A 14293-nucleotide genomic window follows, 5' to 3' on the forward strand; every position below is an offset into this window, starting at 1 on the left:
TCGCCACATTAGTTGTTATTTATGGGTTTCAATTGTTTCCATAACGTTAAAATCTGGCACTAACCCCCATCGTATACAGATAGTCATTATTGTTCGTGGTATTTTCTGCCTGAGATAACGCAGCGTAGGCGGCAATATTTTGATTGAGCAACATATCAGCACCTACCGTGACATCCAGCCAGTTGCCGTTCTGGTTTGTCGCCGTCATCCGGCTTAAGCCTGATTGCGCCTTCCAGATATTCTCGCCAAATTGCTGGTTATAGCTGATTTGCGCCCAAGGTCGGAGATCGCCAAGCCGGGAGTCAACACGCCAGCCTAAGGTACTCACACTGGCATGCCATAACGGATCAGTCAGTGTAGTAGTACTGTCGCCAAACTCGTTATACATCGAGGTGGTTGTACCATCGTAATGTAATGCCGCGACCGGGCCGGTTGTAACCTGTTCATATAAAGGAAAATTCCAGCCCATACTCATACTGCTGGTCACATCCACAGGGGTTTCTTCCGCCAGATTGACTTCCAGTCCCAGCGCCCTTTGGCTACTTTGAATACGTTGCGACAGAATATCGTTGTAATCAGGTTGATGATCGCTATCCCAGGTGTAGCGCTCTGTGGAATGTCCGGGTTGCGTATCAACGATATATTCTTGTTGCCAGGCGTAAGCTGTGTTGAGAAAAAAGGCACTGATTACCACGCTCGCCAGCAGGCTTAACTGCCAGCGACCACCGCTTTTTTTTATGATCATTAACACGACTCCAGGGAAGAGCCGAATTCGGCAATATTATTGTCATTGTATGAAGGATATCGGGCATAGTAGCCCTGTATTAAATATTGACTTTTTCACCGATGCGTCAAGAAAAGCGGCTGAAATTTTTACGATCGGGTACATAGCGAGGGAAAGTATGGAACGTTGCGGCTGGGTGAGTCAGGACCCGCTTTATATTGCCTACCATGATAATGAGTGGGGCGTGCCTGAAACTGACAGTAAAAAACTGTTCGAAATGATCTGCCTTGAAGGGCAACAAGCAGGGTTATCGTGGATCACCGTCCTCAAAAAACGCGAAAACTATCGCGCCAGCTTTCATCAGTTCGATCCGGTGAAGGTGGCTGCAATGCAGGAAGAGGATGTCGAAAGACTGGTACAGGACGCCGGGATTATCCGCCATCGCGGGAAAATTCAGGCAATTATTGGTAATGCGCGGGCGTACCTGCAAATGGAACAGAACGGCGAACCGTTTGCCGACTTTGTTTGGTCCTTTGTCAATCATCAACCACAGGTGACACAAGCCACAACGTTGAGCGAAATCCCTACATCTACGCCCGCCTCCGACGCTCTATCTAAAGCCCTGAAAAAGCGTGGTTTTAAGTTTGTTGGTACCACAATCTGTTACTCCTTTATGCAGGCATGTGGGCTGGTGAATGATCATGTGGTTGGCTGCTGTTGCTATCCGGGAAATAAAGAATGATTCGGGAAGCGCAACGTTCAGAACTCCCCGCGATCCTCGAATTGTGGCTGGAAAGTACAACCTGGGGGCATCCCTTTATAAAAGCGAATTACTGGCGTGATTGCATTCCGCTGGTGCGGGATGCCTATCTTGCCAACGCGCAAAACTGGGTCTGGGAAGAAGACGGTAAGCTTCTCGGTTTTGTCAGCATTATGGAAGACCGATTTCTGGCTGCAATGTTTATCGCACCGAAGGCCGTCAGACGCGGTATTGGTAAGGCGCTAATGCAGTATGTGCAGCAGCGCCATCCCCATCTGATGCTGGAGGTTTATCAAAAAAATCAACCGGCGATAGATTTTTACCATGCGCAGGGTTTTCACATTGTCGACTGCGCATGGCAGGATGAAACCCAACTACCCACCTGGATTATGAGCTGGCCGGTGGTTCAAACGCTGTAAGTGTCAGTTCCGGACCGTTGTATTTTTCCAGCCATGCCAGCGCCGTATTACCCGCACAGCCATTCCCCAGCCGCGAGCTGGGGAGATCTTTGGTCAGAACGTTCACCGCGCCGTTTTTACAAATACCGTCAGCGGTTAAATCCAGATCCGGCCATGCCCCTTCATGAATGCAAATCACGCCAGGTTTAATTCCCTCGCTAATGACCGCTCCGGCAAGAATTTGCCCGCGTGCGTTCCACAACCGAACAATATCGCCATCTTGTATGCCGCGCGCCTGGGCATCGTCAGGATGAATGGTGACAGGCTCACGATTTGCCACCGCGTACAATTCGCGCAGAGAACTGTAATTCAGCTGGCTGTGCAGACGATGTGCCGGATGAGCAGAAAGTACCTGCAACTGTTCCGGTTCGGCATTGCCCTGCCATTCGTCCGGCTCCAGCCACATTGGATGCCCAGGGCAATCCGGATAAGCGTAATCGGCAATACGCTGCGAGAAGATTTCAATTTTGCCGCTGGCGGTTTTTAATGGATGCGCCTGCGGATCGCGGCGAAAATCGGCGAAGCGAATAAACCGCTCGCTGTCCGGGTTTTCCGGCATCTCAATTAACTGGTTGGCTTCCCAGAACTCAGCAAAAGGCGGCAATTCAACCCGCTGGCTTGTCCCACGTTGCCGGGCGACGTTATAAAACGTTTCCAGCCATTGCAGCTCACTTTTCCCTTCCGTAAACCGCGCACCGCCGCCCTTCTCCCAGCGTTCACTCAACTCGGCAAAAACATCAAAATCATTACGCGCTTCATCACGTGGTGGCACCACTTGCTTCATCGGCACCAGATGCTGATTACTGTAATCGCCGGTCATGGTGAGGTCATTACGCTCAAACGAGGTGGTTGCAGGGAGGACGATATCGGCGTGTTTCGCCGCTGCCGTCCAGAAGCATTCGGAGATCACCACCAGCTCCGGTTTTTGCCAGGCACGAATCAGACGATTGGTATCCTGATGATGAGTAAAGTTGGCGCCGCCCGCCCACCAGATAAAACGAATATCCGGGAAGTGACGGTTCATGCCATTGTGTTGGTATGCACCGCCAGGGTTTTCCAGAGCTTCAACAATACGGGCTACGGGGATTTTATCTACCGCATCGGTGCCACCTGGCAAGCTACCCTGCATGGAAGAGAGCACCGCAGCGCGGCGCGTGGGGTTACCACCATTGGCAAAATGGTAAGAAAGACCAAAGCCCCCGCCAGGCGTGCCGATTTGCCCTAACATTGCTGCCAGGGTGACGATCATCCAGTGTTTTTGCTCACCAAACTGCTGGCGTTGCATTCCCCAGCCAGCCATCAGCATGGTGGTATTTTGATGAAAAATAGCCGCCAGTTCGCGGATTTTCTCTGCGTTAATCCCACAAATCTCTGCCGCCCATTCGGCATTTTTCGCTATTCCGTCACTCTCGCCCAGCAAATAAGAGGCGAAGACGTCATAACCTGTGGTGCAACGCGCCAGAAACGCTTCGTCGTGCCAGCCATTTTCCACCAGCGTATGGGCGATCCCCAGCATCAGCGCAACATCGGTGCCCATGTGCGGTGCCACCCACTCCATTTTATCGCCAAAGAAATCGACGGTTTCCGATCGCATTGGATCAATGCAGATCAGCTTTTTCCCGCTGTCACGCAGTGCGGAAAAGTAAGAAAGCCCCTGCTCATCGGATGCATTCCACGCAATTTTCAGCGTATTGAGAGGGTTAGCACTCCACAACACCACGACATCGCTATGTTCCAGCACCAGCGGCCAACTGGTCTGCTGTTGATAAACTTCGCTGCCCCCCACGACATACGGCATGATCGCCTGTGCGGCGCCGGTCGAATAATCCCCCAGATGCCCGGTATATCCACCCGCCAGCGCCATATAGCGTTGTAATAATGTCGAGGCCTTATGCAGCACGCCGTTTGAACGCCAGCCGTAGGAACCCGCAAAAATCGATGCCGGACCATAAGCCTCACGAATGCGTTTATGTTGTTGGTGAATAAGATCCAGCGCCTCATCCCAACTCACGCGAACAAATTCATCCTGCCCACGAATGCCTTGTGGGTTTGCCGGTGACGCGAGAAAGCCTTTGCGCACCATGGGAAATCGTACCCGCGTATTGCTGTGAACCTGGTCGCGAACCGCGCTCTGCAAGGAGTTATCCATTCCTCTGGATAACGCGCCACGCGAGCTAAACACGGTTTCGCCGTCAGTTTCAACCAGCATGGGCCCCCAGTGGGCGGCAGTCAGAACGGAATATCGTGAGGATGAGTTGGCCAAACCAAAGGCTCCTGAAAGATTAGATGTATTGAGCAGTTAAATATTACTTACAAATTTCCGAGTATTCCCAGGAATAATCTTCATGTTCACGCGGCATAATCTCCCGCCACGGAACCCGTGGCAAAGAATAAAAAGGTTATTAAGGATTAACAATGAAGAAACGTGTTTATCTTATTGCCGCCGTAGTGAGTGGCGCTCTGGCGGTATCTGGCTGCACCACTAACCCTTACACAGGTGAACGCGAAGCAGGTAAATCTGCTATCGGTGCAGGTCTGGGCTCTCTCGTTGGCGCGGGTATTGGTGCGCTCTCTTCTTCGAAGAAAGATCGCGGTAAAGGCGCGCTGATTGGCGCAGCAGCGGGTGCAGCTCTGGGCGGCGGCGTTGGTTATTACATGGATGTGCAGGAAGCGAAGCTACGTGACAAAATGCGCGGCACTGGTGTTAGCGTAACCCGCAGCGGGGATAACATTATCCTCAATATGCCGAACAATGTAACCTTCGACAGCAGCAGCGCGACCCTGAAACCGGCAGGCGCTAACACCCTAACCGGCGTGGCAATGGTGCTGAAAGAGTATCCGAAAACGGCGGTTAACGTGATTGGTTATACCGACAGCACGGGTGGTCACGACCTGAACATGCGTCTCTCCCAGCAGCGTGCGGATTCCGTTGCCAGCGCGTTGATCACCCAGGGCGTGGACGCCAGCCGCATCCGTACTCAGGGCCTTGGCCCGGCTAACCCAATCGCCAGCAACAGCACCGCAGAAGGTAAGGCGCAAAACCGCCGTGTAGAAATTACCTTAAGCCCGCTGTAATCCCTTTCATGCCAGGTGATGCAAAAATCACCTGGCATTCTTCAGTTTTCCTTCATCATATTTCAGGCTAAGGTGATCGCCTTATCAGTGAATGGAGAGAAGAATGAAGCCGTCCGTTATCCTCTACAAAGCCTTACCTGATGATTTACTGCAACGCCTGCAAGAGCATTTCACCGTTCATCAGGTGGCAAACCTCAGCCCACAAACCATCGAACAAAATGCAGCAATTTTTGCCGAAGCTGAAGGTTTACTGGGTTCAAACGAGAATGTTGATGCCGCATTGCTGGAAAAAATGCCGAAACTGCGTGCCACATCAACGATCTCCGTCGGCTATGACAATTTTGATGTCGATGCGCTTACCGCCCGAAAAATTCTGCTGATGCACACACCAACCGTATTAACAGAAACCGTCGCCGATACGCTGATGGCGCTGGTGTTGTCTACCGCTCGTCGGGTTGTGGAGGTAGCAGAACGGGTAAAAGCAGGCGAATGGACCGCGAGCATAGGCCCGGACTGGTACGGCACTGACGTTCACCATAAAACACTGGGCATTGTCGGGATGGGACGGATCGGCATGGCGCTGGCACAACGTGCGCACTTTGGCTTCAATATGCCCATCCTCTATAACGCGCGCCGCCACCATACAGAAGCAGAAGAGCGCTTCAACGCTCGTTACTGCGATCTGGATACACTGTTACAAGAATCCGATTTCGTTTGCCTGATCCTGCCGTTAACTGATGAAACGCATCATCTGTTTGGCGCAGAACAATTCGCCAAAATGAAATCCTCCGCCATTTTCATTAATGCCGGACGTGGCCCGGTGGTAGATGAAAATGCACTGATTGCTGCATTGCAGAAAGGGGAAATTCACGCCGCCGGGCTGGATGTCTTCGAACAAGAGCCACTGTCTGTAGATTCGCCGTTGCTCTCAATGGCAAATGTCGTCGCGGTACCGCATATTGGTTCAGCCACTCATGAGACGCGTTATGGTATGGCTGCCTGTGCCGTGGATAACTTGATTGATGCGTTACAAGGAAAGGTTGAGAAGAACTGTGTGAATCCGCACGTCGCGGACTAACCGCGACTGCGGGAAGTAAAGCCCGATAATCGCTCGGGCTTTTACTCTTTATTGGGTTGCAGTGACTGCTGTAGTCCAGGCCTGATTAAACGCCTGATGCTGTGCCGGTAATGGCGCAATCAGTTTGTTATATTCACTTGCCTGCTGCGAAGTCGGGAACTGGATGCCATTTGCGACAAAACTCACCTGAGTACCTTGCTGAGCAATGTAGTCTCCAACCATCACCAGTTGTTGCGTGAAAGTTTGTGCTGCCGGAATCAACGGTTGCAAAGCATCAGCTGGCGTCGTTACCACTTTGGTGAATGCCTGATCGAAAACCGGTTTCAGGTCATCGCTCTGTTTTAGCGCAGAGTGCGCAGCATCGGCCTGCAACTTCGCATTTTGCAGCTGTTGCGCCAGCACACCCAGAGAACCGTTCATTTCACGCAATGGGCCGCTTTGCGTAACGTAATCCTGCGGTACGCGAATTGCGTTAACGCTGTCTACAACCGGGCGCAGACCGGAATCCATCGCCTGATTCACCTGCTGTGAATAACCATACAGAATCGCGTAATCAGAGACAAAAGGACCAAACTGTTTTTTCTGATCGGCAGTCAGGGTTGGTAGACGTTCACCGCTACGCATCACTGTATTCTGCAGGAAGTCGATAAACGCTTTACGCTGATCGCCTTCTTTATCAAAACACCCACTCAGGCTAACTACCATTAATAACGCCGCAAGAGGCGCAAACCAGCGAGAGCAGGACTTTCCTGTCGCCATTTTCTTACTCCTTTCACCCAAAAAAAGCGCACAACGACACACGCGTGTCTGACGTGACAAGGATAGTCCAGGACAGGCTTGCAGGATACCCTTTCTACGTAATCTTCCTGGTAAAATAATGGAGAAAACGAAACAAGGTTAATTTGTTGTTTCATTGTTAAAAAATGATAGTGCCGTTGCTTTTTTTGTAGCCAGAGATTTACGCCTTCTCAGAACGTTAGATTTTCGAAATCTTTACAAACCGGGAGTGGTAAGAGATATATCGGCATTTATCAGATCGTTAGGTGGCTATAAGTCACGCTAAATGACTGGCTGAATCGAATCATAGCCAGAGCATGCCCTGACTACACCCCGCTGTGTCTGTTTTTCCCGACTATTCTTAATGAGCTTCGATGCAATTCACGATCCCGCAGTGTGATTTGAGGAGTTTTCAATGGAATATAAAGATCCCATGCATGAGCTGTTGAGCAGCCTGGAACAGATTGTTTTTAAAGATGAAACGCAGAAGATTACTCTGACGCACAGAACAACGTCCTGTACCGAGATTGAGCAGTTACGTAAAGGTACGGGGTTAAAAATCGATGATTTCGCTCGGGTTTTGGGCGTTACCGTCGCCATGGTAAAGGAATGGGAATCCCGACGCGTTAAGCCTTCAAGTGCCGAACTAAAATTGATGCGTCTGATTCAAGCTAACCCAGCGTTAAGTAAGCAGTTGATGGAATAGACTTTTATCCACTTTATTGCTGTTTACGGTCCTGATGACAGGACCGTTTTCCAACCGATTAATCATAAATATGAAAAATAATTGTTGCATCACCCGCCAATGCGTGGCTTAATGCACATCAACGGTTTGACGTACAGACCATTAAAGCAGTGTAGTAAGGCAAGTCCCTTCAAGAGTTATCGTTGATACCCCTCGTAGTGCATTTCCTTTAACGCTTCAAAATCTGTAAAGCACGCCATATCGCCGAAAGGCACATTTAAATTATTAAAGGTAATACACTATGTCCGGTAAAATGACTGGTATCGTAAAATGGTTCAACGCTGACAAAGGCTTCGGCTTCATCACTCCTGACGATGGCTCTAAAGACGTGTTCGTACACTTCTCTGCTATCCAGAACGATGGTTACAAATCTCTGGACGAAGGTCAGAAAGTGTCCTTCACCATCGAAAGCGGCGCTAAAGGCCCGGCAGCTGGTAACGTAACCAGCCTGTAATCTCTGCTTAAAAGCACAGAATCTAAGATCCCTGCCAAATGGCGGGGATTTTTTTATTTGTTTATTCAGGAAATAAATAATCGTTCGCGTAATAAAATCTATTATTATTTTTGTGAAGAATAAATTTGGGTGCAATGAGAATGCGCAACGCCGTAAGAAAGGCGGGAATAACTTCCCGCCGAAGACTCTTACTCTTTCAAATTGCAGGCTAAAAATGCCGCCAGCTCATAACTCCCCTGTTTAATATGCAATTCACACAGTGAATCTCTTATCATCCAGGTGAAAAATAAAAGCGTGCAACAAATCACTATTAAAGAAAGTAATCTATATTTCTGCGGCATTCCCAGCCTCCTGTGTTGATTTCCAACGAGTAAGAGGCTAACCTTATGGTGTTCAGGCATAGGGTAGCCTCACTTTGATTTATAGTCAGGTGGGGCTTTTCTCTGTCTGCCTTTCGGTGAATACCTGAGACAAACAGTCTCAAGCACCCGCAGCTATTCTAGCTTAATAAGTTCGTTTCTTCTCCTTGATATAATCCTAAAAAAATCTCATAAAATTAATATATGAGACAATCTTTATTCATCAGAAGATTATTAAAGGTTGCTCTATTATTTAGCGATAAAAAAGCCTGCCAGATGGCAGGCTTTTTAATAACGACGTTATTACTGCAACAGCGAAATATCCGCAACTCGCAGGAATAATTCGCGCAGTTTCTCCAGCATGGTAAGACGGTTGATTCGCAATTCTTTGTCATCAACCATGACCATCACTTTATCGAAGAAGGCATCAACCGGTTCACGCAGCTCAGCCAGTTCGACCAGCGCATCCTGGTAACGACCTTCAGCAAAGTACGGCTCTAGCTTGTCACGTAGCACCACAACCTGCATCGCCAGTTTAATTTCTTCCGGCTCTTTCAGAGTAGAGGCATTCACGCGGTCGCTCAGCACTTCGTCAGATTTCGCCAGAATGTTAGATACACGCTTGTTCGCCGCCGCCAGTGCTGCAGCTGCATCCAGGGTACGGAAGTGCGATACCGCTTTCATTCGGGCATCGAAATCAGCCGGACGAGTCGGACGACGCGCCAGTACCGCCTGGATGGTGTCAACGGTGTAACCTTCGTCCTGATACCAGGCGCGGAAGCGACCGAGCATAAAGTCGATAACGTCATCAACCACGTTGGAATTAGTCAGCTTATCGCCATACAGACGCACCGCTTCTTCGGTCAGCGTTTGCAGATCAAGGTTGAGGTTCTTCTCAACGATAATACGCAGCACGCCAAGTGCGGCACGACGCAACGCAAACGGGTCTTTGTCGCCTTTCGGATGCTGGCCGATACCGAAGATACCCGCCAGAGTATCCATCTTGTCAGCTATCGCCAGCGCACAGGCTACCGGGTTAGACGGCAGGTCATCACCGGCAAAGCGCGGCTGATACTGCTCGTTCAGCGCCACGGCAACATCTTCCGCTTCGCCATCGTGACGCGCGTAGTGCATCCCCATAACGCCCTGGGTGTCGGTGAACTCGAAGACCATGTTAGTCATCAGGTCACACTTAGACAGCAGGCCCGCACGGGTGGCATGATTCACGTCAGCGCCAATCTGTTCAGCAATCCAGCCAGCCAGCGCCTGAATGCGGTCAGTTTTGTCGCGCAGCGTACCCAGTTGTTGCTGGAACAGCACGGTTTGCAGGCGCGGCAGGTTATCTTCCAGACGTTTTTTACGGTCGGTGTTGAAGAAGAACTCGGCATCCGCCAGACGTGGACGAACGACTTTCTCGTTACCAGAGATAATTTGCTGCGGATCTTTCGATTCGATATTGGCAACGAAGATAAAGTTCGGCAGCAGTTTGCCGTCGTTCGCATACACCGGGAAGTATTTCTGGTCACCTTTCATGGTGTAAACCAGCGCTTCAGACGGCACCGCGAGGAATTTCTCTTCGAATTTTGCGGTCAGCACAACCGGCCATTCCACCAGCGAAGCGACTTCTTCCAGCAGGCTTTCGCTTAAGTCAGCGTTACCGCCAATCTTACGCGCGGCTTCTTCGGCATCGGCTTTAATCTTCGCCTTACGTTCTTCGTAATCGGCGATAACTTTCCCGCGCTCACGCAGAATTTCCGGATACTGATCGGCATTGTCGATAGTAAATTCCGGCTCGCCCATAAAACGATGGCCGCGAATCACACGATCGGACTGAATGCCCAGAATGGTAGCCGGAATAACTTTGTCGCCCAGCAGCAGGGTCACGGTGTGAACCGGACGCACGAAGTGCACGTCGCTTGCGCCCCAACGCATCAGTTTCGGGATCGGCAGCTTCGCCAGCGAAGTGGCGACCATATTCGGCAGCAGGGCTTCGGTGCTTTCGCCCTTCACGTGGGCGCGATACAGCAGCCATTCGCCTTTATCGGTAGTCAGACGCTCAGCCTGGTCAACGGTAATACCGCAACCACGCGCCCAGCCTTCTGCCGCTTTGCTCGGTTTGCCTTCAGCGTCGAACGCCTGGGCAATCGCCGGGCCGCGTTTTTCGATTTCACGATCCGGTTGCGCTTCCGCCAGGTTAGCTACTTTCAGCGCCAGACGACGCGGAGCAGCAAACCATTGAACGGTGCCGTGTGCGAGGCCAGCGTTATCCAGCTCCGCAGTAAAGTTCGCAGCAAAGGACTCAGCCAGGCTGCGCAGTGCTTTTGGTGGCAGCTCTTCAGTGCCGATTTCCACCAGAAAAGTTTTCTCAGACATAGCCGCCTCTTACTTATCTTTGTTGCACATCGGGAAGCCGAGGGCTTCACGGGAAGCGTAGTATGCTTCTGCCACTGCTTTGGTCAGGGTGCGAATGCGCAGAATATAGCGCTGACGCTCAGTGACGGAGATGGCTTTACGCGCATCCAGCAGGTTGAAGCTGTGGGCGGCTTTCAGAATACGCTCGTAGGCTGGCAACGGCAGCGGATTTTCCAGCGCCAGCAGCTGCTGCGCTTCTTTCTCGTATTGCTCGAAGCAGGTGAACAGGAAGTCCACATCCGCGTATTCGAAGTTGTAAGTGGACTGCTCCACTTCGTTCTGATGGAACACGTCGCCGTAGGTGGTTTTACCCAGCGGGCCGTCGCTCCAGACCAGGTCGTAAACGCTGTCTACGCCCTGAATGTACATGGCCAGACGTTCCAGACCGTAGGTGATCTCGCCGGTAACCGGTTTACACTCCAGACCACCAACCTGCTGGAAGTAAGTGAACTGCGTCACTTCCATGCCGTTCAGCCACACTTCCCAGCCCAGCCCCCAGGCACCCAAAGTCGGGTTTTCCCAGTTATCTTCCACGAAACGGATATCGTGGATAGTCGGGTCCATGCCCAGCTCTTTCAGAGAACCAAGGTACAGCTCCTGAATATTGTCCGGCGATGGCTTAATGACCACCTGGAACTGATAGTAGTGCTGTAAGCGGTTGGGGTTTTCGCCGTAGCGACCATCGGTCGGGCGACGAGAAGGCTGAACATAAGCAGCCGCCATCGGTTCTGGCCCCAGCGCGCGCAGACAGGTCATTGGGTGAGAGGTTCCCGCGCCGACTTCCATGTCCAATGGTTGAACAATGGTGCAGCCCTGGCGAGCCCAGTAATCCTGTAAGGTCAGGATCAAGCCCTGGAAGGTCCTGGTATCAAACTTTTGCATATTATTTCGTGCTGGATACGTGTGGATTTAAAGGAAGGGATCAGTATACCCGCTGGATGGAAGATATACAGTACGAAACGGGAAAAAGCAGGGCTTAACGCATGGAAAGATGCAAAAAATGGCCATCCGCGTCAAAAGAACAGACAAACTGCTCTTTCCGGAAGGTATAACCGCGCATTTCGTAGCTTCCCTGGAACTGTTCGAAGGCGGTGACGTCGATTTTTTGCTCGCCGGTGTTATAACGTTTTGCCGCCTGATCCTTGCATAACGCTTCCATATTCAACGAACGCAGCGGATCAACTTTTACCCGTTGTGCTTTCTGCACGGGTGGCGGTGTCGAGCATCCCACTAACACTACAAGCACCATTGCCGGAAAGAAAGAGTTCATCATCATTAAATTACCGTCTGGTTTGCAGGTGAGTCTTATTATTTATATCGGTATAGTGGCTGATATCTTACGAATTTCCTCAAGCCTCTATAAGCTGTAGTGATAAAACTCAGATTATTCCAGTGTGCCAACCGAATGATTTATCGGTCAGACTTTTTTTAACCAGATACAGAGACACAGATGCAGCCCAAAATTTACTGGATTGATAACCTGCGAGGGATAGCATGTTTAATGGTGGTGATGATTCACACCACTACCTGGTATGTGACCAATGCTCATAGTGTTAGCCTCGTCACCTGGGATATCGCCAATGTTCTGAATTCTGCCTCTCGTGTCAGCGTGCCGCTATTTTTCATGATTTCCGGCTATCTCTTTTTTGGCGAACGCAGCGCCCAGCCGCGCCATTTCTTACGTATCGGCTTATGTCTGCTTTTTTATAGCGCAATCGCACTGCTCTACATTGCGCTGTTTACCTCCATCAATGTGGAGTTAGCGCTGAAAAACCTGCTGCAAAAGCCAGTGTTTTACCACTTATGGTTTTTCTTCGCGATTGCGGTGATTTATCTGGTTTCACCGCTGATTCAGGTGAAGAACGTCGGCGGAAAAATGTTGCTGGTACTAATGGTGGTGATTGGTATTATCGCTAACCCAAACACAGTGCCGCAGAAAATTGACGGTTTTGAATGGCTGCCAATTAACTTATATATCAATGGCGATACTTTTTACTACATCCTGTATGGCATGTTGGGCCGCGCTATAGGGATGATGGACACACAGCATAAAGCACTGTCGTGGGTGTGCGCCGCACTGTTTGCGACGGGGGTTTTTATTATCTCTCGCGGGACATTATATGAATTGCAGTGGCGCGGAAATTTTGCCGATACCTGGTATCTTTACTGTGGGCCGATGGTTTTTATCTGCGCAATCGCACTATTGACTCTGGTTAAAAACACGCTGGATACACACACTGTTCCCGGGCTTGGGCTGATATCACGCCATTCTTTAGGTATATACGGGTTCCATGCATTGATTATCCATGCGCTGCGCACCCGGGGGATTGAGCTTAAAAACTGGCCAATACTGGATATTATTTGGATCTTTTGCGCGACGTTGGCAGCGAGTTTGTTACTTTCTGTGCTGGTACAACGAATCGACAGAAACAGACTAGTGAGTTAAATAAAAGCCCGGTCACATTGGACTGACCGGGCTTACGTGAATTATTCGCTGTATTCTTCCTGGGTAACCTGTGTTTCTTTTGGTGGGTTTATTCCGGCATCACGAATATTCTTCTGCACCGCTACTGCACCAAACAAGCTTAAGAAGAAAGCCAGTCCATAAAAACCTTTCTCGCTGAGTAATAACGTCGCATTCCACAGACCTACCATCAGTAACGCAACAGAGATAATAAAGACAGTCAGGCAGGTCATATAATAAATGGAGGTGGTCGGTATGCCTTCATACTTGTCCCGAACGGTCTTTTGATAAGATGCCGCAGAAAACAGTCCTAGCACCAGCACGGCAAAATAATATCCTTTTTCATTTAACTGCATCTCTGCATTCCATAGCCCTAACAGATAGGTAACGATACCACCAACAAGAGCTATCCATGACACAATACTAAATGCCGGAGAATAGGTTGATATTTTGTTGTCCATCACAGTATTCCTTTCATTCCTGAATGTGTAAGAGCTTTATGTTGCTCATGCCGGGCGAAACAAACGCATTTGACCAAACAAGCAGACAAAAAAGGCGATAGGGTAGATCACCATTTCATAAGCATTGATAGGTGCGTTTAAAACACCGATAAACAAGAGACCGATAGTGATTAACGCAACTAACTGGCAGACATGGATAAAAAAATCATCCAGTTGCCCGAGTTTTTCTGCGCGAAGATATGCATAGTTGCCAAAAGTTGCCGTCATTAACACGCCAAGAAAATAGCCTTTTCCACTTAACAATGGGCATGAGATCCATAGCCCAAGCAGATAAACCAGCGCCCCGACAACAAATAATAGTTTTGCCACAGTCTTTGAGGTTTTCATAACGATCTCCATATCTACCAGCGATACATTACGAGTAACCAACGAAAGACAAAACTGAAAAATGCCATTAACAAATGATTTCAGAATAAATTCATACTAAATATTAATTAATTACTGATATATATAGATGTGAATTATC

The 14293-nt window shown here is 49.7% G+C and carries 17 protein-coding genes; 8 read left to right on the plus strand and 9 right to left on the minus strand.

Annotated features, from left to right (window positions below; all coding sequences use genetic code 11):
• Positions 1 to 46: 46 nt before the first annotated feature.
• On the minus strand, positions 47 to 745 hold the full coding sequence (locus tag FQZ95_RS15290) for an autotransporter outer membrane beta-barrel domain-containing protein (RefSeq protein ID WP_000584470.1): 699 nt from the start codon (positions 743 to 745) through the stop codon (positions 47 to 49).
• A 157-nt stretch (positions 746 to 902) separates the two neighbouring features.
• Between FQZ95_RS15290 and tag the strand changes: the two genes are divergently transcribed.
• Together tag and FQZ95_RS15300 are read left to right on the plus strand one after the other, a co-directional pair.
• On the plus strand, positions 903 to 1466 hold the full coding sequence (tag, locus tag FQZ95_RS15295; protein WP_032185396.1) for a DNA-3-methyladenine glycosylase I: 564 nt from the start codon (positions 903 to 905) through the stop codon (positions 1464 to 1466).
• The gene (locus FQZ95_RS15300) at positions 1463 to 1903 is read left to right on the plus strand and encodes an N-acetyltransferase (protein ID WP_160530389.1); all 441 of its coding nucleotides are present in this window, start codon (positions 1463 to 1465) and stop codon (positions 1901 to 1903) included. Before tag ends, FQZ95_RS15300 begins: the two co-directional genes overlap by 4 nt.
• On the opposite strand, the gene bisC is transcribed toward FQZ95_RS15300, so the two are convergent.
• Positions 1872 to 4205, minus strand: a complete 2334-nt coding sequence (gene bisC / locus FQZ95_RS15305; RefSeq protein WP_160530390.1) for a biotin sulfoxide reductase — start codon at positions 4203 to 4205, stop codon at positions 1872 to 1874. The genes FQZ95_RS15300 and bisC overlap by 32 nt on opposite strands.
• A 152-nt stretch (positions 4206 to 4357) precedes the next feature.
• Between bisC and FQZ95_RS15310 the strand changes: the two genes are divergently transcribed.
• Positions 4358 to 5017: an OmpA family lipoprotein gene (locus tag FQZ95_RS15310; protein WP_000747625.1), complete on the plus strand. Its 660-nt coding sequence runs from the start codon at positions 4358 to 4360 to the stop codon at positions 5015 to 5017.
• Between the two features lie 103 nt (positions 5018 to 5120).
• A complete protein-coding gene (gene ghrB / locus FQZ95_RS15315) occupies positions 5121 to 6095 on the plus strand; it encodes a glyoxylate/hydroxypyruvate reductase GhrB (protein ID WP_032185400.1) in 975 nt (324 codons plus the stop codon).
• Positions 6096 to 6143: 48 nt separating this feature from the next.
• Here ghrB and FQZ95_RS15320 read toward each other — a convergent pair whose 3' ends face one another.
• Complete coding sequence (locus tag FQZ95_RS15320; RefSeq protein WP_000190516.1) at positions 6144 to 6854, minus strand: DUF3053 domain-containing protein; 711 nt, start codon at positions 6852 to 6854, stop codon at positions 6144 to 6146.
• A gap of 433 nt (positions 6855 to 7287) precedes the next feature.
• Between FQZ95_RS15320 and FQZ95_RS15325 the strand changes: the two genes are divergently transcribed.
• From FQZ95_RS15325 to FQZ95_RS26455, 3 genes are all read left to right on the plus strand, one after another.
• Complete coding sequence (locus tag FQZ95_RS15325; protein WP_001355023.1) at positions 7288 to 7578, plus strand: HTH-type transcriptional regulator; 291 nt, start codon at positions 7288 to 7290, stop codon at positions 7576 to 7578.
• 280 nt (positions 7579 to 7858) lie between these two features.
• Complete coding sequence (gene cspE, locus FQZ95_RS15330) at positions 7859 to 8071, plus strand: transcription antiterminator/RNA stability regulator CspE (RefSeq protein WP_000014594.1); 213 nt, start codon at positions 7859 to 7861, stop codon at positions 8069 to 8071.
• A gap of 140 nt (positions 8072 to 8211) precedes the next feature.
• The gene (locus FQZ95_RS26455; protein ID WP_212734940.1) at positions 8212 to 8283 is read left to right on the plus strand and encodes a hypothetical protein; all 72 of its coding nucleotides are present in this window, start codon (positions 8212 to 8214) and stop codon (positions 8281 to 8283) included.
• On the opposite strand, the gene hokA is transcribed toward FQZ95_RS26455, so the two are convergent.
• From hokA to FQZ95_RS15350, 4 genes are all read right to left on the minus strand, one after another.
• A complete protein-coding gene (gene hokA, locus FQZ95_RS15335) occupies positions 8260 to 8412 on the minus strand; it encodes a type I toxin-antitoxin system toxin HokA (protein WP_001135727.1) in 153 nt (50 codons plus the stop codon). The two genes, FQZ95_RS26455 and hokA, sit on opposite strands and share 24 nt — an antisense overlap.
• A gap of 321 nt (positions 8413 to 8733) precedes the next feature.
• Positions 8734 to 10803, minus strand: coding sequence for a glycine--tRNA ligase subunit beta (gene glyS / locus FQZ95_RS15340; protein ID WP_115739372.1), 2070 nt, complete (start codon positions 10801 to 10803; stop codon positions 8734 to 8736).
• 9 nt (positions 10804 to 10812) lie between these two features.
• Positions 10813 to 11724, minus strand: a complete 912-nt coding sequence (gene glyQ, locus FQZ95_RS15345) for a glycine--tRNA ligase subunit alpha (protein WP_001168544.1) — start codon at positions 11722 to 11724, stop codon at positions 10813 to 10815.
• Between the two features lie 94 nt (positions 11725 to 11818).
• Positions 11819 to 12118, minus strand: coding sequence for a YsaB family lipoprotein (locus FQZ95_RS15350; protein ID WP_160530391.1), 300 nt, complete (start codon positions 12116 to 12118; stop codon positions 11819 to 11821).
• Between the two features lie 174 nt (positions 12119 to 12292).
• Between FQZ95_RS15350 and wecH the strand changes: the two genes are divergently transcribed.
• Positions 12293 to 13288, plus strand: a complete 996-nt coding sequence (gene wecH, locus FQZ95_RS15355) for an O-acetyltransferase WecH (protein WP_160530392.1) — start codon at positions 12293 to 12295, stop codon at positions 13286 to 13288.
• Between the two features lie 41 nt (positions 13289 to 13329).
• Here the strand turns inward: wecH and yiaA are convergent, their stop codons facing one another.
• Both yiaA and yiaB read right to left on the minus strand, forming a co-directional pair.
• Positions 13330 to 13767: an inner membrane protein YiaA gene (yiaA, locus tag FQZ95_RS15360; protein ID WP_001296808.1), complete on the minus strand. Its 438-nt coding sequence runs from the start codon at positions 13765 to 13767 to the stop codon at positions 13330 to 13332.
• Between the two features lie 45 nt (positions 13768 to 13812).
• Entirely contained in the window at positions 13813 to 14154 is a 342-nt protein-coding gene (yiaB, locus tag FQZ95_RS15365; protein WP_160530393.1) for an inner membrane protein YiaB, read from the minus strand.
• Positions 14155 to 14293: the final 139 nt, after the last annotated feature.

Origin of the sequence: Escherichia sp. HH41S, from assembly GCF_009820115.1 — a bacterium.
Classification (GTDB): Bacteria; Pseudomonadota; Gammaproteobacteria; order Enterobacterales; family Enterobacteriaceae; genus Escherichia; species Escherichia coli_F.

Excerpts from the sequence above, each read along its gene's own strand:
- FQZ95_RS15290 (WP_000584470.1), bottom strand. The coding sequence starts at position 745 with ATGATCATAAAAAAAAGCGGTGGTCGCTGGCAGTTAAGCCTGCTGGCG.
- tag (WP_032185396.1), top strand. The coding sequence starts at position 903 with ATGGAACGTTGCGGCTGGGTGAGTCAGGACCCGCTTTATATTGCCTAC.
- FQZ95_RS15300 (WP_160530389.1), top strand. The coding sequence starts at position 1,463 with ATGATTCGGGAAGCGCAACGTTCAGAACTCCCCGCGATCCTCGAATTG.
- FQZ95_RS15310 (WP_000747625.1), top strand. The coding sequence starts at position 4,358 with ATGAAGAAACGTGTTTATCTTATTGCCGCCGTAGTGAGTGGCGCTCTG.
- ghrB (WP_032185400.1), top strand. The coding sequence starts at position 5,121 with ATGAAGCCGTCCGTTATCCTCTACAAAGCCTTACCTGATGATTTACTG.
- FQZ95_RS15320 (WP_000190516.1), bottom strand. The coding sequence starts at position 6,854 with ATGGCGACAGGAAAGTCCTGCTCTCGCTGGTTTGCGCCTCTTGCGGCG.
- FQZ95_RS15325 (WP_001355023.1), top strand. The coding sequence starts at position 7,288 with ATGGAATATAAAGATCCCATGCATGAGCTGTTGAGCAGCCTGGAACAG.
- cspE (WP_000014594.1), top strand. The coding sequence starts at position 7,859 with ATGTCCGGTAAAATGACTGGTATCGTAAAATGGTTCAACGCTGACAAA.
- hokA (WP_001135727.1), bottom strand. The coding sequence starts at position 8,412 with ATGCCGCAGAAATATAGATTACTTTCTTTAATAGTGATTTGTTGCACG.
- glyS (WP_115739372.1), bottom strand. The coding sequence starts at position 10,803 with ATGTCTGAGAAAACTTTTCTGGTGGAAATCGGCACTGAAGAGCTGCCA.
- glyQ (WP_001168544.1), bottom strand. The coding sequence starts at position 11,724 with ATGCAAAAGTTTGATACCAGGACCTTCCAGGGCTTGATCCTGACCTTA.
- FQZ95_RS15350 (WP_160530391.1), bottom strand. The coding sequence starts at position 12,118 with ATGATGATGAACTCTTTCTTTCCGGCAATGGTGCTTGTAGTGTTAGTG.
- wecH (WP_160530392.1), top strand. The coding sequence starts at position 12,293 with ATGCAGCCCAAAATTTACTGGATTGATAACCTGCGAGGGATAGCATGT.
- yiaA (WP_001296808.1), bottom strand. The coding sequence starts at position 13,767 with ATGGACAACAAAATATCAACCTATTCTCCGGCATTTAGTATTGTGTCA.
- yiaB (WP_160530393.1), bottom strand. The coding sequence starts at position 14,154 with ATGAAAACCTCAAAGACTGTGGCAAAACTATTATTTGTTGTCGGGGCG.